Annotated in this window: 18 protein-coding genes; 10 read left to right on the top strand and 8 right to left on the bottom strand. The window is 69.1% G+C overall.

From position 1 onward, the window contains the following. Positions 1–146 precede the first annotated feature (146 nt). Positions 147–464, bottom strand: coding sequence for an XRE family transcriptional regulator (locus ACN0TP_RS06280; protein WP_417217795.1), 318 nt, complete (start codon positions 462–464; stop codon positions 147–149). Positions 465–568: 104 nt separating this feature from the next. On the opposite strand from ACN0TP_RS06280, the gene ACN0TP_RS06275 reads away from it, so the two are divergent. Next, entirely contained in the window at positions 569–1177 is a 609-nt protein-coding gene (locus tag ACN0TP_RS06275) for a phosphatidic acid phosphatase (protein ID WP_417217794.1), read from the top strand. Between the two features lie 78 nt (positions 1178–1255). Further along, the gene (locus ACN0TP_RS06270; RefSeq protein WP_417217792.1) at positions 1256–2173 is read left to right on the top strand and encodes an NAD(P)-dependent oxidoreductase; all 918 of its coding nucleotides are present in this window, start codon (positions 1256–1258) and stop codon (positions 2171–2173) included. Here ACN0TP_RS06270 and ACN0TP_RS06265 read toward each other — a convergent pair. After that, positions 2127–2795 carry a rhomboid family intramembrane serine protease gene (locus tag ACN0TP_RS06265; RefSeq protein ID WP_417217790.1) on the bottom strand — a complete coding sequence of 223 codons (669 nt, stop codon included), beginning with the start codon at positions 2793–2795 and terminating at the stop codon, positions 2127–2129. The two genes, ACN0TP_RS06270 and ACN0TP_RS06265, sit on opposite strands and share 47 nt — an antisense overlap. 76 nt (positions 2796–2871) lie before the next feature. Between ACN0TP_RS06265 and ACN0TP_RS06260 the strand changes: the two genes are divergently transcribed. The 4 genes from ACN0TP_RS06260 (at position 2872) to ACN0TP_RS06245 (ending at position 5902) form a co-directional block, all read left to right on the top strand. Then, complete coding sequence (locus tag ACN0TP_RS06260; RefSeq protein ID WP_417217788.1) at positions 2872–3219, top strand: VOC family protein; 348 nt, start codon at positions 2872–2874, stop codon at positions 3217–3219. A gap of 34 nt (positions 3220–3253) precedes the next feature. Continuing rightward, a complete protein-coding gene (locus ACN0TP_RS06255) occupies positions 3254–3946 on the top strand; it encodes a BRCT domain-containing protein (protein WP_417217786.1) in 693 nt (230 codons plus the stop codon). Between the two features lie 105 nt (positions 3947–4051). Further along, on the top strand, positions 4052–5125 hold the full coding sequence (locus tag ACN0TP_RS06250) for an alkene reductase (RefSeq protein WP_417217784.1): 1074 nt from the start codon (positions 4052–4054) through the stop codon (positions 5123–5125). Positions 5126–5164: 39 nt separating this feature from the next. Continuing rightward, entirely contained in the window at positions 5165–5902 is a 738-nt protein-coding gene (locus ACN0TP_RS06245; protein WP_417217782.1) for a DsbA family oxidoreductase, read from the top strand. An 8-nt stretch (positions 5903–5910) separates the two neighbouring features. Here ACN0TP_RS06245 and ACN0TP_RS06240 read toward each other — a convergent pair whose 3' ends face one another. After that, a complete protein-coding gene (locus ACN0TP_RS06240; protein WP_417217780.1) occupies positions 5911–6642 on the bottom strand; it encodes a LytR C-terminal domain-containing protein in 732 nt (243 codons plus the stop codon). Positions 6643–6646: 4 nt separating this feature from the next. Next, entirely contained in the window at positions 6647–6946 is a 300-nt protein-coding gene (locus ACN0TP_RS06235; protein WP_417217778.1) for a type II toxin-antitoxin system VapB family antitoxin, read from the bottom strand. Between the two features lie 160 nt (positions 6947–7106). Between ACN0TP_RS06235 and ACN0TP_RS06230 the strand changes: the two genes are divergently transcribed. From ACN0TP_RS06230 to ACN0TP_RS06220, 3 genes are all read left to right on the top strand, one after another. Continuing rightward, positions 7107–8129 carry an isopenicillin N synthase family dioxygenase gene (locus tag ACN0TP_RS06230; protein ID WP_417217776.1) on the top strand — a complete coding sequence of 341 codons (1023 nt, stop codon included), beginning with the start codon at positions 7107–7109 and terminating at the stop codon, positions 8127–8129. A gap of 79 nt (positions 8130–8208) precedes the next feature. Further along, positions 8209–9297: an Rv2578c family radical SAM protein gene (locus ACN0TP_RS06225; protein WP_417217774.1), complete on the top strand. Its 1089-nt coding sequence runs from the start codon at positions 8209–8211 to the stop codon at positions 9295–9297. Between the two features lie 21 nt (positions 9298–9318). Next, positions 9319–10461 (top strand): alcohol dehydrogenase catalytic domain-containing protein, encoded by a 1143-nt coding sequence (locus tag ACN0TP_RS06220; RefSeq protein ID WP_417217772.1) that lies wholly within the window; start codon positions 9319–9321, stop codon positions 10459–10461. Here the strand turns inward: ACN0TP_RS06220 and ACN0TP_RS06215 are convergent. Then, the gene (locus ACN0TP_RS06215; RefSeq protein ID WP_417217770.1) at positions 10448–10978 is read right to left on the bottom strand and encodes a DUF4188 domain-containing protein; all 531 of its coding nucleotides are present in this window, start codon (positions 10976–10978) and stop codon (positions 10448–10450) included. The two genes, ACN0TP_RS06220 and ACN0TP_RS06215, sit on opposite strands and share 14 nt — an antisense overlap. A 34-nt stretch (positions 10979–11012) precedes the next feature. Here ACN0TP_RS06215 and ACN0TP_RS06210 point away from each other — a divergent pair, with 34 nt between their 5' ends. After that, positions 11013–11594, top strand: coding sequence for a TetR-like C-terminal domain-containing protein (locus ACN0TP_RS06210; RefSeq protein ID WP_417217768.1), 582 nt, complete (start codon positions 11013–11015; stop codon positions 11592–11594). Here ACN0TP_RS06210 and ACN0TP_RS06205 read toward each other — a convergent pair. The 3 genes from ACN0TP_RS06205 to ACN0TP_RS06195 form a co-directional block, all read right to left on the bottom strand. Next, entirely contained in the window at positions 11591–12085 is a 495-nt protein-coding gene (locus ACN0TP_RS06205) for a glutathione peroxidase (protein WP_417217766.1), read from the bottom strand. The genes ACN0TP_RS06210 and ACN0TP_RS06205 overlap by 4 nt on opposite strands. Positions 12086–12152: 67 nt before the next feature. Next, a complete protein-coding gene (locus tag ACN0TP_RS06200) occupies positions 12153–12938 on the bottom strand; it encodes an enoyl-CoA hydratase/isomerase family protein (RefSeq protein ID WP_417217764.1) in 786 nt (261 codons plus the stop codon). Next, positions 12935–14509 (bottom strand): fatty acyl-CoA synthetase, encoded by a 1575-nt coding sequence (locus ACN0TP_RS06195; protein ID WP_417217763.1) that lies wholly within the window; start codon positions 14507–14509, stop codon positions 12935–12937. Before ACN0TP_RS06195 ends, ACN0TP_RS06200 begins: the two co-directional genes overlap by 4 nt. Positions 14510–14533: the final 24 nt, after the last annotated feature.

Genomic DNA, 14533 nt, shown 5'->3' with positions numbered 1-14533 from the left:
AGCCACCTCCCGCCCCGCGATGTTCCCCCTCCATTGGACCCGGCTCCGGCCGGCGCGGGGCGGGCGGTCCCCCCCACCACGACGGACCCCACACGGCAGAGCTTGCTTCCCGGGGTCCGTCGTTCATTTAACGCTGCGGCCGCCGCCTAGATGTCGTCCTCGAAGGCGGGACCGCCCTCGTCCTCCCAGGTTTCCAGGCGGCGGACCTTCGCCGCGTTGTATTTCCTGCGGACCCCGTATCCGCCCTGCTCGTCATCGGGGATGAAGGCCACGCCAAAGTGTTCCAGCGCCCGAAGCAGGCTGGCTGCCGGTTCGGCGGCCAGCGGCTGGTTGCCCTTTTCGAACTCCCGGAGCTGCTTCTTCTCCAACCCGGCCTCCCGGGCGATGGCCCGGGGCGAGACCTGCGTCAGCGCGCGGGCCGCACGGGCCAGATCGGAGGTCAGTACCATCTGATGGTTCGTCATGATCCGATCGTCCCAGAGATCTGCAGGGAGTCCAGTGCCGGGCCGACACCCTAGGATGGACCTGCCGCCCGGAGGCTCCGGGCGCGGAGCCCCGGAGGTGGCAGATGGTTCCCGACGCCGATGCCCCCACCACGGGATCCTGGTCCGCAGGATCCCGTTTGGCCTGGGCCGTCACGCATGCCTTGTCCCCGGCGGTGCTGGTCGGCGTCTACCTGCTGCTGCTGCCATTGCGCGCCCCGGAGGCCAGTTGGCTGCAGGGATTCGTCGCGGCAGTGTTCACCGTCGGGTTCCCCTGGCTGTTCCTGGTGTGGATGAAACGACGTGGCAGCGTCACCGATCTTCATGTCAGGGAACGCTCACAACGCTGGCCGGTGTTCGTCTTTGCCGCGGCTTCGCTGCTGATCGGCTACGGTGCCGAGGTCCTGCTGCACGCTCCGGCCGCGGTGTTCCGGGCGATGGCCGTGATCCTGGCCGGCCTGTTGGTCTGCGCCGTCGTCAACCTGCGCTGGAAGCTCTCGGTGCATACTGCGGTGGCCTCCCTCATCTGGCTCAGCGTCTTCTCCGGCCCTCCCTGGGGTGCGGCGATCGCGCTGCTGCTGACGATGGTGGTGGGCTGGTCGCGCGTCGAGGTTCGTCATCACACCCCGACCCAGGTGCTGGCCGGGGCCGTCGTCGGCAGCGCACTGTTCCTGGGTGGCCTGTGGTGGTCGTGACATCGTCCGCTTGTAGGCTGGTCCACCTGAGGTGGTGCCCCGAACCGGCCCACCCGGACGAGCGCAAGAGGTGAATCCGTGCCATTACGTGTCCTGGTCCCCTCGGCCGCCCTGGCGGAGGCCGTCGGCGGTCCGGGGGTGGAAGCGGTCGTCTGGCACATCGATGATGGCGGCCTGCCGGCGCCGGAGGCCGACGTCCTGATCACCGAACGTCCCCGCCGGCACGAACACCGCCCACGGATCGCCCAGATCGCCGGGCTGCGCCACGTGCACCTGCTCTCGCTCGGCTACGAGTGGGTGCTGGAGCACCTGCCCGCCGGCGTCACGGTCAGCAACTCGCGCGGAGCCGTCGAGGACGCGACGGCCGAACACGGGCTGGCCCTGATCCTGGCCTCGCTGCGCGCCCTCCCGACCGCCGTGGGGCAGCAGCGCCGGGGCGAGTGGGCCCCGCTGTGGACGACGTCCCTGCACGGCTCGACCGTCGTGGTCCTGGGCCATGGCGGGGTCGGACGCGAAGTGGTGTCCCGGCTGGAGCCCTTCAGGCCGGCAGCGATCATCCCGGTGGCTTCCCGGGCACGGACCACCGGCGCCGGGCTGCGCGTCCACGCGGTGGACGAGCTCCCCGCGGTGCTACCCCGTGCCGACGTCGTCGTCGTGACCCTCCCGCACACGCCGGCCACCGAGCGGCTCGTGGATGAGAAGTTCCTGGCCGCCCTGCCCGACGGTGCCCTGCTGGTCAACATCGGCCGCGGCGCCGTGGTCGACACCGATGCCCTCCTCGCCGAGTTGGCCGCCGGACGGCTGCGCGCGGCCCTCGATGTCACCGATCCGGAGCCGCTTCCCGCAGGCCATCCATTGTGGGGTGCCCCCGGGTGCCTGGTCACCCCTCACATGGCAGGTAACACGGATGAATTCCTGCGGCTGGCTACCGGGATCGCCGTGGAGCAGGTCAGGGGCCTGGCGGGCGGTCGGGATCCGATCCACCGCGTGGTGTGAGCCGGGCCCGGTTCCCCGCACGCACCAACAGTGCGATGGCGACCAGCGCACCGAGGGCAGCCGCCCCGCCGTGGAGGTCGCCGCCCACCAAAAGGACCACCACAGCCAGCAGTCCCACCGCCCCGGCCACACGGGGCACGCGGGCCGGTCCGGCCACCCCGAGGACCAGCAACGAGGCAGCCAGACCGAAGACCACCACCGAATTCCCCGCGCCCACCGGCTGGACGAGCCATCCCCACCACTGGGCACCGATGCCCGAGCACAGGCCGATCACCACCCAGCGCCGACTGCCCCACGTCGACTCGGCCATGACGCCGATCCACAGGAGGATCGCCAGGTTGAAAACCGTCCCGGTCCACCCGCCGTCCTGGACCAGCAACGCCGTCACCAGCCGCCAGGCCTGCCCCTGCGCCGTCGCCCCGGGATCGCGCTCCCAGGCCGCCAGCAGGCCGGGGGCGACCGATAACTGCACCAGCGACGGCACCGCCACCACCACAACCGCAACGAGGGTCGCCCACGGACGCGGCACCGGCTGCCGCCTCGGTGCGCGCCGGAACTGCCAGGCCACGGAGGCCGAACACAGGACGATCAGATACAGGACGATCAGCAGCACCGGGGGCATGGGCCCAGTCTTCCACCCGGGGGCTGCGTCGCAACTGTCCTGTCCACACCGCCGGTGGACGCCTATCCTGAGGCCCATGGACATGAAACTCGAGCTCGTTCCCGTGCCGGTCAGCGACGTCGACCGGGTCGGCTTCGTTGCCGACCACGACTTCCAGGTCACCGACCAGTTGCGCTTCGTCCAGCTCACCCCACCCGGGTCCGCCTGCTCGGTGGTGATCGGCACGGGCATCACCGACATGGCCCCCGGGACCCAACGTGGTCTGCAGCTGGTCATCGCCGATGCCGACGCGGCCCGCGACGAATTGCTGGCGCGCGGCGTCGACGCCAGTGAGGTCGACGAGCAGCCCTGGGGCCGCTTTGTCTACTTCGCCGACCCCGATGGCAACACCTGGGCGCTGCAGCAGGTGCCCGTCCGGGACTGACGGGTGCCTGCGTACTCACAGTAGGCTGGAACCCATGGAGAACATCACCCTCGAACCCGGCGACCAGGTCGTCTTCACGTCGTTGGAGACGATCGACAAGAACGACTTGGCCCAGGCCGTCACCGCCGCAGGTTTCGTCGTCGGTCCGGGGGTGTCGAAGAAGACCAGCCTGCTCGTCGCCGGTGACCCGGACGTGGAATCCTCCAAGGCCCGCAAGGCCCGCGATTACGGCATCCCGGTGATCGGCGAGCGCGACTTCGTCGACACGTTCCTTGACGGCGCCCTGCCAACCCCCACCACGGCCGAAGCCCCCGAACTGGACGCACCCACTTCATTGGACGACCTGCCGGCCACCGCCAAGCGCGATCTCGCTGCCGTGAAGCTCGCCTGCTCGGCGCTCCGCGAGGACCTGCCCGTCCAGGCCCTGGTCAAGACCCCGGAGGCCGGGACCTTCCTTGTCCGCGGACCGGCCCGCTTCTCCGCCCTCGGCGAGGCCTGGATGGTCGGCGGCGTGGCCGTCGCCAGCTCCTCGAAGGCACCCGACAAGGCGGTCCGTGCCCTCGGATTGGCCGGTGGCGCGGAATCCGATCCGGCCGACGGGCTGGAACGCCTGGACGTGAACCACCCCGTCTACGGGGAATTCAGCGTGTATGGCCCCGTCCGCCACCAGGTCGGCCTGGAGCTGGTGGGCCCGTGGATCCGCGGGGGCGTCCACAGCCGGGACTGAGCACGCGGCACCGTGGGGCCGGTCACTCCGGGACCATCCGGGGAATGCACCGGACGGACGGCGTTGTTGCATCAGGCAACCCCACGACGTCAGGAGTCCCCACCCATGAACCTGTTCCACCCCCTCACACTTGGTGACCTCGAGCTGGCCAACCGGCTGGTCATGGCACCGCTGACCCGTTCCCGTTCCTCAGTTGACGGGGTGCCGACGGACGATGTGGTCGAGTACTACCGCCAGCGCGCCTCCATGGGCCTGATCGTCAGCGAAGGCGTGTACCCCAGCGCCACCGGCCAGGGTTTCGTCCGCCAGCCCGGTCTCGCGACCCCGGAGCAGATCGCCGGGTGGAAGCGCGTCACCGGCGCCGTCCACGCCGAAGGTGGCCTGATCGTCGCCCAGGTCATGCACGCCGGCCGGGTCACCCATCCGGAGACCACCGGACAGGAGCATGTCGTGGCCCCCAGCGCCATCGCGGTGGACGGCCTCTCGCGCACCTACTCCGGCAAGCACGCCTATACGGTCCCCCACGCCCTGACGGCCGCAGAGCTGCCGGGCATCGTCGCGGAATTCGTCCAGAGCTCGCGCAACGCCATCGAGGCAGGATTCGACGGCGTGGAGCTGCACGGCGCCAACGGCTACCTGCTGCACGAATTCCTCGCACCCAGCGCCAACGTGCGCACCGACGGGTATGGCGGATCCCCCGCACACCGTGCCCGCTTCGTCATCGAGGTCGTCACCGCGGTCGCCGAGGCGATCGGTGCCGGACGCACCGGGCTGCGCATCTCCCCTGAGCACAACGTCCAGGGCGCGTTGGAAACCGATCCGGCCGACGTGGCCGCCACGTACGGTGCCCTGGTGGACGGGATTGCCCCGCTGGGCCTGGCCGCCCTGAGCATCCTGCATGCCGATCCGGCGGGTGCCCTGGTGCAGGACCTGCGCTCACGCTTTGGCGGCCCGGTCCTGCTCAACACCGGATTCCAGACGGTCACCACCTTCGACGATGCCGCAGCGGTGGCCGCGAACGGGTGGGGCGACGCGGTGGTGGTCGGCCGCCCGGCGATTGCCAACCCGGATCTGGTGCGCCGCTGGCGCGAGGGCCTGCCGTTGAACGCCCCGGACGCCTCCACGTTCTACACCGAGGGCCCGGCTGGATACATCGACTACCCGTTCTGGCAGAACTGATCCGGGAATAGCCACCGGCGGGGAGAGGTTGAAGATTGCATGACTTCTCCCCGCCTTTCAGTTGACATCTGGTCCGACATCGCCTGCCCCTGGTGCTTCATCGGCAAACGCCGTTTCGAATCCGCCCTGGGCTCCCTCGAGTTCCGCGACCAGGTCGATGTCACCTGGCACAGCTACCAGCTGGATCCCTCGCTGCCCGCCCACTACGACGGCACCGAGGCCGAATACCTCGCCCAGATGAAGGGCATGGACCCCGCACAGGTCTCCCAGATGCTCTCCCACGTCACCACGCAGGCCGCCGGCGAGGGACTCTCCTATGACTTCGAGGCGCTGCGCCCGGCGAACTCGTTCACCGCGCACCGCCTGCTCCACCTGGCCGCCGAGCACGGCAAGGCCGGCGAGCTGAAGGAACTGCTGCTCTCGGCGCACTTCGAGAAGGGGTTGGACATCGGCTCGGCAGAGGTGCTGCGCACCCTGGGCGGGGAAGCCGGGCTACCCGGGGACGCCGTCGTGCAGGTGCTGGGGTCGGATCAATACCGGGCGGAGGTCGAGGCCGACTTCGGCCAGGCCCGCGCCCTGGGCATCACGGGCGTGCCATTCTTCGTGCTGGACATGAAGTACGGCATTTCCGGCGCCCAACCCGCCGAGCACTTCGCCGAGGCGCTGCGAACCGCCTGGCAAGAGAAGGCGCCGCTGACCATGGTGAATGCGCGGAACGACGCCGGCGCCCCCGCGGGTGCCGATGGCCCGGTCTGCGGGCCCGAGGGCTGCAACTAGGGCCGCGACTAGGGCTTCGCCGCCTCCGACGCCGCAGCCTCCGAGGAGGCCGCCTCCTTCTGCGCCTTGACGCGGGCGGCCTTCACGGCCAGCGGGCAGCTGAGCCGGCCATCGCGGGTCTTGGCCTTGCCCTTGGGCAGGATCTTCTTGATGTTGTACTTGTCCCCGATGATCAGATCGACGGTGTCGGCGCTGCGCTTGGCGTCCTTCACGTATTCGGTGCCGGGGAGTTGGCGCTGCACGGTCAGGGCCTTCGAACGGCCCGAGGTGCCGGAGACCACCGCGGCGACGATCTTGGAGTTGTTCAGCTTCGCGTTCCCCACATCGCCGATCCGGAATCCACGCTGTTTCAGGACCTGGGCGGTGGCACCGGCGAGCCCCGGGGTCTTCGTGCCGTTGAGCACGTTGACCGTCACGTCCTTCGGCTGCGCGTAGGGCAGCATCTCCTGCGGGCAGGCTGCGGCGATGGGGTCATGGGTGGGGGCCGCCGCCGTCGAGGCCGCCGGGGGCTCCAGCGCGGGGATCACCACCTGACGCGTCTTGACCAGATAGGCCAGGACCAGCGCGGCGATGAGCACGGCGGCCAGCACGCCCAGCACGATGCCGTGCAGCAGCCGGCGCCGGTAGTAGCGCGGGTTGTCCACATGTTCTGGATCGTGGTCGGTGAACCCCTCGGCCAGGTCGTCCTCGGTGACGATGCGGTGCCCGTGCCAGTCCTCGGTGTCCTTGTCGCGTGGCACCGGTTCAGTCCTCCAGTTCCAGGACGCGGGCATGCATCACCGAACGCTGGTGCAGGGCGGTCCGGACGGCCCGGTGGAGCCCGTCCTCCAGATACAGCGTGCCGCGCCACTGCACCACGTGGGGGAAGAGGTCCCCGAAGAAGGTGGAGTCCTCCGCCAGCAGCGCCGAGAGGTCCAGGGTGGTCTTGGTCGTCACGAGCTCATCCAGGCGCACCTGACGCGGGGCCACATCGGCCCAGTCCCGGGGTGTGACGAGACTGTGGTCGGGGTAGGGGCGGGAGTCGCCGACTGCTTTGAAGATCACCGCTCCAGCTTAGGGAACCCGGACGCCGGATGTAACAGCGACCTGCCGGGGCCGAGGCGTCAATCCACATGTCAAGGGTTTCGAAACATGGGGCAATATGACGGAACGGGACGTAACGGTTGCTGTCCAAGCACGGCAAAACGGGCCTAACGTTACGTCCATGACTATTGTGCGCACCTCAGTTCCCGTCTTGGATTTCTCCACGGCACGCAGTGCAGACGGCAGCTTCAACCCGGACTTCATCGACGCGCTGCGCGACGCGACGCACCATGTCGGGTTCTTCCAGCTCACCGATTTCGGGGCCGCCGATGGCCAGGCGCAGGAACTGCTGGACACCATGGACGCCTTCTTCAAGCTCCCGCTGCAGGAGCGGCTGAAGCTGGACAACCGCACCTCGGCCCAGTTCCGCGGCTACACCCGCCTGGGCAAGGAGATGACACAGGGCCGCGCCGACTCCCGCGAGCAGATCGACTACGGCCCCGAGCGCGCGGCACTGGAGTCCTACCCGGAGGACCGCCCCTATCTGAACCTGCAGGGCCCGAACCAGTGGCCCGCTTCCTTCCCCGAGCTCGAGCGCGTGGCCATGGCCTGGGCCGACCTGATGTCCACCGTGGGCGCCGAGCTGTTGTCGGCGATTTCCGTTTCACTGGGCCTGCCCGAGGACTATTTCGCCGAGCCCTTCGAGGCCGCCCCCGCCTGGATGGGCAAGCTGGTGCACTACGTCGGCGGCCAGGTGCCCGAGGCCGGCACGCAGGGCGTGGGCCTGCACGCGGACTACGGATTCGTGACGTTGCTGCTGCAGGACCTCGTCGGCGGCCTGGAGGTCAAGCCATACGGCCAGGACGACTGGATCACCGTCGAGCCGATCTCCGGCGCGCTGGTGGTCAACCTGGGCGAGATGCTCGAGGTCGCCACCAACGGCTACCTCATGGCGACCATTCACCGCGTGACCGCCCCGGCGCCCGGCGTCGACCGCTACTCGGTGCCCTTCTTCTGGTCACCACGGCTGGATTCGGTCATCGACACCGTCCCGCTGCCCGCGGAACTGGCAGCCCACGCACGCGGCGTCTCCGACGACCCGTCCAACCCGATGCTCTCCTCCTACGGCGCCAACGTCCTCAAGGGCTGGCTGCGCGCCCACCCGGAGACGGCGCGGATCCACTACCCGGAACTGGCCAAATAACAGCTGCCCAGGAAACACCTGCACGACGCCGGCACCACCCCGCTTGCCGCGCATTAGAACACGTGTTCTAATCGAGGGCATGAGGTGGAGCTCCCAGAACGTGGAATCGGCGACGGCCTCCGACGCGCCGCCGCCGGAGCTGTTCGGTGTGCGTGGGCTGGTCCGGACGGTGCGGACCCCCGAATTCGCGGGCATGGCCTTCCACGAGGTACTGGCCAAGTCGGCACTGAACAAGGTCCCCGCGTCGAGCCACATGCCCTTCAGCTGGACGGTCAACCCGTTCCGCGGCTGCTCGCACGCCTGTGTCTACTGCTTCGCCCGCAACACGCACCGCTACCTGGACCTGGACGCCGGGAAGGATTTCGATTCCCAGGTGATCGTCAAGGTCAACATCGCCGATGTCCTGCGCGCAGAGGTCGCCAAACCGCGGTGGGGCCACGAACTGGTCGCCCTGGGCACCAACACCGACCCGTACCAGCGCGCCGAAGGCCGCTACGCGTTGATGCCCGGCATCATCTCCGCGCTGGCCGAGCATGGCACCCCGATGTCGATCCTGACCAAGGGCACGCTGCTGCGTCGCGACCTCCCGCTCCTGGAGCAGGCAGCCCACCAGGTGCCGGTCGACATCTCGATGTCGATCGCGATCTTCGACGACGACCTGCAGCAGCGGGTCGAACCCGGCACGCCCACCACGGCCGCACGCCTGGCCACGGTCCGCGCGGCGGCCGACCGCGGCTTCAACGTCACGGCCTTCCTCATGCCGATCCTGCCCTACCTCACGGATTCGACCGACCATCTGGATGCCGCGTTGGCGGGGTTGAAGGAAGCCGGGGCCTCCAGTGTCATCTATGGCGCACTGCACCTGCGTCCCGGTGCCCGCGAATGGTTCCTGACCTGGATCGACCGTGAATACCCGCACCTGGGCAGCGCCTACCGGTCGATGTACGCACGCTCCTCCTACGCGCCCGCCGACTACCGGGGCTGGCTGGCCCGGCGGATCAAGCCGTTGCTTCGGCGTCATGGCCTGGACGCGCGGCCGGACGGGGATTCCCCGGCGTCCCGGCGCTTCACCCGCGGCAGTGCCGCACGGCAGACCGGCGTCCATCGGCAGGCTACTCCCGCTCCGGGAGCCGCGCAGGGACTGGAACCACAGCCGACGCTGTTCTGATGCACGTCATAAGGTATTGGCATGACTGGCATCACAGCAGAGGGAACGACCATGATCCGCGGAGCGGTCCTCGAGACGATCGGCGCGGGGCGGCCGTTCGCCGACTCCACTCCCCTGCGCATCCAGGAACTCACCCTGGACGCCCCGGGGCCCGGTGAGGTCCGCCTCCGGATCGAGGCGGCAGGGGTCTGCCATTCGGACCTGTCGGTGGTGGACGGCAACCGGGTCCGCCCCGTGCCGATGCTGCTGGGGCACGAGGCGGCGGGGATTGTCGAGGAGCTGGGCGAGGGCGTGGACGACCTCGACATCGGCCAACGGGTGGTCATGGTCTTCCTGCCCCGCTGCGGTCAATGCCCGGAGTGCGCCACCGATGGCCGGCTGCCCTGCTCGGCCGGCAGCGCGTCCAACAACGCCGGCGAACTGCTCGGCGGCGGACGTCGCCTGAGCCGCGGGGCAGCCGCAGACGTCGAACCGATCCACCACCATTTGGGGGTTTCCGGGTTCGCGACGGGCGCCGTCGTGGACCGCCGTTCCGTGGTTCCCGTCGATGCCGACGTCCCACCGGAGATTGCGGCGGTGCTGGGATGCGCGGTGCTCACCGGCGGCGGTGCCGTGCTCAACGCGGCCCGCCCCGGCCCGGAAGACGACATCATCGTCGTCGGCCTGGGCGGCGTCGGCATGGCCGCACTCATGGTGGCCCGCGCCGTCACGTCCGGGCGGGTGACCGGCATCGACCAGCAGCCGGACAAGCTCGAGTTGGCCCGCGAGCTCGGGGCCGATGCGGCTCTGACCCCGGACCAGGCCACCAAAAACAACGCGTCCGCCCCCTACGTCATCGAGGCAGCCGGGCACCCCGTCGCGTTTGAGACGGCCGTGGGGCTCACGGGTCCCGGCGGGACGACGGTCACCGTGGGCCTGCCGGCCCCCGACGCCATCTCACGGATCAGCCCGTTGGGCCTGACGGCCCAGGCCCGCTCGATCATCGGCTCCTACCTCGGATCGGCCGTCCCGGCCCGGGACATCCCGCGCTTTGTTGAGCTGTGGCGGGCCGGAAAGCTGCCGCTGGAGCGCCTCATCACCCGGCACATCGCACTGGAGGACATCAACGAGGCGATGGACGAGCTCGCCGCCGGGCGTGCCGTCCGCCAGGTCATCGAGTTCTAGGTGCTCCCGCCGGGCGTCCCAGGCGTTGGCGGGCCGTATGTGTTCCCCGCCCGACGGGGGCGCGACGCGTGGCGGCCCCGAGCCCACAGGCCGGCATGTCGGTGTAGATGGACTCCTGGTCCGCGGCCTTCACCTGGTAGGTCTCGTGCCAGATCCCGACATCGCCGCTGCCGGCCGACTGCTGCGTGAACTGGCGCCAGGCACCCAGATGCGGGGCATCCGTGTCGGCGGCGAAGCGTTGCAGATGGTCCGGGCTCTTCCAATAACTGAGCAGGATGGTCGTCCGCCCCAGCCATTGGTGGTAGCCGAGCAGGCCTGCCTCGGGATCCCCCGCCAGATGACGCAACATCCTGGGCATCGCGGCCGCAGTGCGGACGACGGGCAGGACCTTCCACCACCGGTTGGCACGCATCCCGATCAGGAACACCGTCACCGTTTCCCGGTCGGGAACTGCCGTATACCTCCCCGTTTCCACCGCTGCCGCCATGACCACTGCCCTCGATTCGTTGCGTAACATCGTTATGGAACGATGTTATGGAACAATGGGGCCCATGGCAAGACCTGTGATCCACGATGCGGCACTGCGCGCCCGACTGGTGTCCACGGCCACCGAGCAGATCTGCGAGCGCGGCCCCTCCGCCCTGGTGTTGCGTGATGTGGCGGCCGCGGCGGGGACGTCGACCAGCGCCATCTATTCACTCTTCGGCGGGAAGGCAGAGCTGCTCACCGCGGTGATCGAGGAGGCCTTCATCTCCTTCGGCGATTCCCAACGCCGGGCCGCCAGCGGCGGGCTGGCAGCCCTGGGTCGCGCCTACCGGCAGTGGGCGCTGGGGCACCGCGCCCTGTATGGCCTCATGTTCGGCGGGGCGGCGGCCGCGGGCTTCGATTGCCGGCCCGCGGAAGACATCGCCGCGTCGTCGATCGGGCCACTGCACACCACGGTGGCCACGTTGCTGGGACAAGCCGGCCCGAAGGAGCCGGCGCATCTGGTCGCCGCGGCCATCTGGGGACAGGTCCACGGACTGGTCAGCCTGGAGCTGGCCCAGGTCGGCGTCCCGGGCCTGGAGGCCACCTGGGATGCCACCTACGAGACCGCCATCCGGGGGATCGTCAGGCTCTACGGCGCCGGCTAGAGCGCGGCGCGCACCGCGTCGACCAGTTCCTTGGAGAGCGGCTCCGCGTTGGATGCGAACCGCCCCAGGACCTGCCCGTCCCGGCCAACGAGGAATTTCTCGAAATTCCACGAGACGTCTTCGACGGTGCCCGAGGGGTAGGTGGTCAGTTCGCGGTAGAGGGGGTGTGCCCCTGGCCCATTGACCTCGGCCTTGCGGGTCAGCGGAAAGGTCACCCCGTAGTTGACCTGGCAGAACTGCTCGATGTCCGCGTCCGTCCCCGGCTCCTGGCCCTTGAACTGGTTGCACGGGACGCCGAGGACGGCCAGTCCCTGTTCGCGATGGGCCGTGTAGAGCTCCTCCAGCCCCTGGTACTGCGGGGTGAAACCGCATTTGGAGGCAACGTTGACGACCAGCACGACCTGTCCACCGAAGGCCCCACCGAACGTGGTCGCGGTCCCGTCGTTGAAGGTGAGCGCAATATCGTCCAGGGGTGAATCAGCAGTGCTCATGGTGGCCTTCCGGTGCCGGGACGCGGACACGGCCAGTCTAGCCACGCGGGACCATGCCGTCCGTCGTTCAGCGGCCGGCGAACCGGTCCACGCGCCGCACCGAATCAGGGTGTCCGGACAGCATGGAGATGCTCTCGGCTTCGGCGCGCAAGTGCTCGCGGTACCCCTCCAGCGTTCCGGCGCGGAGCAGCTGCTTGGTGGGTGCCAGGGCCTGGACGGCACCCTGGAGGAAGCCATCTTCCGCCACGGCCAGCTCGGCCGCGAAGACCTGTGCCGGGGCCGAGGCATTGGCCAGTCCCCACTCCACCGCCTCATTGCCGGAGAGCCGGCGTCGTCCCAGGGTCAAGTCGACGGCCCGTTGGTGCCCGACCAGGCGGGGCAGCAGGTAGGACACCCCGGTATCCGGTGACAGCCCCAGATTCGAGTAGGCGGCCAACAGGGAAGCCTCCTCGGCCACCAGCACCCAGTCGGCATTGAGGATCAGCCCCAGCCCGGCACCGGCAGCGGATCCGTTGACACCGGCAATCACCAGCAGCCGGCTCGTGACCAGGGCCCAGGCCAGCTCGTGCGCGGCGTTGGCCAGCGAGGCGATGAAGGCCGGCCGGCGATCCTGCGGGCAGCTGGCCATGTCCGCGACATCCCCGCCCCCACAGAAGAAGCGTCCACTTCCGGTCAGCGTCAACACGTGCACCGTGGGATCGGCTTCTGCCTCGCGCAGTGCCTGAAGCACCTCGACGGCCATCCGCTCGGTCAGGGCGTTGCCGCCCCCTGAACGGTCCGGGACGATCCGCACCACGCCGGGGCGCCGCTCGGTGCGGATCGCCGGCGGGTTTTCGTTCGGCGGCAGGCTCACCGCTGTCCGGTACTTCGCTCGGCCCGCAGTTCGCGTTTGAGCAGCTTTCCCGATTGGTTGCGCGGCAGCTCGGCAACGAAGTCCACCCGTTTGGGGACCTTGTAGTCGGCGATCCGGGACTTGACGTGCGCCCGCACCCCTTCGGCGGTGAGCGAGGCCCCCTCCTTGAGGACGACGACTGCGGTGACGGCTTCGATCCAGCGTTCGTCGGCGACTCCCACGACAGCCACCTCGGCGACGCCGGGGATCTCGTAGATGCAGTCCTCCACTTCACGCGGGGCCACGAGGATGCCCCCGGTGTTGATGACGTCCTTGATCCGGTCAACGACCTGGATGTAGCCCTGCGCGTCACGGGTGACCTGGTCCCCGGAACGGAACCATCCGTCGGAAAAGGCCTCGGCGGTGGCATCCGGCTTGTTCCAATAGCCGGACATCAATTGCGGTGAACGGTACTGGATCTCCCCGGGTTCACCGGCTGCGGCGATGGTGCCGTCGGCGGTGACCACGCGCGCTTCGACGTTGTAGACCGGCAGGCCGCAGGAGGCGGGGCGGGCCTCATGCTCTTCGGGCCGCAGCACCGTGCACAGCGGACCGAGTTCGGACTGGCCGAAGCAGTTGTAGAAGCCGATCGATGGGTAGCGCGAGCGCAACCGCTGCAGCACCGTCACCGGCATGATGGAGGCCCCGTACTGGGCCTTGGCCAGCGAGGAGAGATCCCGGCTGTCCATGTCCGGATGGTTGCTCAGCGGAACCCAGACGGTGGGCGCGAGGAACAACGAGCCGATATGCTCCTCCTCCACCAGGCGCAGGATCTCTGTGATGTCCGGACGGGCAATCAGCCGCACGGTGGCACCCAGCGACAGGTAGGGCAGCAGGAACACGTGCATCGCCGCCGAGTGGTAGAGCGGCATCGCCACGAGGGGACGGTCCTCCGCCGTGAAGTCCAAGGCGATGACGCTGGAGACGTACTCGGCGACCAGCGCCGCATGGGTCATCATGGCACCCTTCGGGGCCGAGGTGGTGCCTGAGGTGTACAGCAATTGGAGCAGGTCCCCTCCCGTGACGGGGGCGTCGACCGGGGCCGGCTCAGCGGAGGTGTCCAGCGCGGACTCCAGCACCGATGGCTGCCCGCCTCCATCTGCGGGAAGCATCGACCAGACATCCCGGGTTCCGCTGGCCCGACCCTCACTGCGGATCTGGTCGAGCAGTGGAGCCAGCGCCGGATCGACCACGACGAGTCGGGCGTCGGAGTCCTCGAGGATGTAGGCAAGTTCGTCGCCCTTGAGGGCGAAGTTCACCGGGACGTGGACCATTCCGGCCTCGGCGCAGGCCAGGTACAAGATGGCATAGGCATCCGAATTCGCGCCGTACGCGGCAATGCGCGCCCCCGCGGGAAGGCCGTGATCCAGCAGCCGCCGTGCCACCCGGTGGACCGCCTGCTCCAGCTGCGCATAGGTCCATTCCCGGTCCTCGAAGCGGATGGCGATGGCACCCTCATTGCGTGAGACGGACCGACGCAGGACGGAGCCGATGGTGTGCTCCCGTCCCGCGGACGAGGCTGGTGGGGTCATGGTGGTGTTCCTTCCGCACAGCGT

Source organism: Arthrobacter sp., from assembly GCF_048266065.1.
GTDB lineage: Bacteria > Actinomycetota > Actinomycetes > Actinomycetales > Micrococcaceae > Arthrobacter_H.
This window is presented reverse-complemented; position numbering and strand designations above follow the sequence as displayed.

What these genes read in the sequence shown, in the direction of transcription:
- ACN0TP_RS06195 (WP_417217763.1), bottom strand. Translation starts at nt 14,509, where the DNA reads ATGACCCCACCAGCCTCGTCCGCGGGACGGGAGCACACCATCGGCTCC.
- ACN0TP_RS06245 (WP_417217782.1), top strand. Translation starts at nt 5,165, where the DNA reads ATGACTTCTCCCCGCCTTTCAGTTGACATCTGGTCCGACATCGCCTGC.
- ACN0TP_RS06275 (WP_417217794.1), top strand. Translation starts at nt 569, where the DNA reads ATGGTTCCCGACGCCGATGCCCCCACCACGGGATCCTGGTCCGCAGGA.
- ACN0TP_RS06220 (WP_417217772.1), top strand. Translation starts at nt 9,319, where the DNA reads ATGACTGGCATCACAGCAGAGGGAACGACCATGATCCGCGGAGCGGTC.
- ACN0TP_RS06250 (WP_417217784.1), top strand. Translation starts at nt 4,052, where the DNA reads ATGAACCTGTTCCACCCCCTCACACTTGGTGACCTCGAGCTGGCCAAC.
- ACN0TP_RS06210 (WP_417217768.1), top strand. Translation starts at nt 11,013, where the DNA reads ATGGCAAGACCTGTGATCCACGATGCGGCACTGCGCGCCCGACTGGTG.
- ACN0TP_RS06260 (WP_417217788.1), top strand. Translation starts at nt 2,872, where the DNA reads ATGGACATGAAACTCGAGCTCGTTCCCGTGCCGGTCAGCGACGTCGAC.
- ACN0TP_RS06255 (WP_417217786.1), top strand. Translation starts at nt 3,254, where the DNA reads ATGGAGAACATCACCCTCGAACCCGGCGACCAGGTCGTCTTCACGTCG.
- ACN0TP_RS06215 (WP_417217770.1), bottom strand. Translation starts at nt 10,978, where the DNA reads ATGTTACGCAACGAATCGAGGGCAGTGGTCATGGCGGCAGCGGTGGAA.
- ACN0TP_RS06205 (WP_417217766.1), bottom strand. Translation starts at nt 12,085, where the DNA reads ATGAGCACTGCTGATTCACCCCTGGACGATATTGCGCTCACCTTCAAC.
- ACN0TP_RS06280 (WP_417217795.1), bottom strand. Translation starts at nt 464, where the DNA reads ATGACGAACCATCAGATGGTACTGACCTCCGATCTGGCCCGTGCGGCC.
- ACN0TP_RS06265 (WP_417217790.1), bottom strand. Translation starts at nt 2,795, where the DNA reads ATGCCCCCGGTGCTGCTGATCGTCCTGTATCTGATCGTCCTGTGTTCG.
- ACN0TP_RS06225 (WP_417217774.1), top strand. Translation starts at nt 8,209, where the DNA reads ATGAGGTGGAGCTCCCAGAACGTGGAATCGGCGACGGCCTCCGACGCG.
- ACN0TP_RS06230 (WP_417217776.1), top strand. Translation starts at nt 7,107, where the DNA reads ATGACTATTGTGCGCACCTCAGTTCCCGTCTTGGATTTCTCCACGGCA.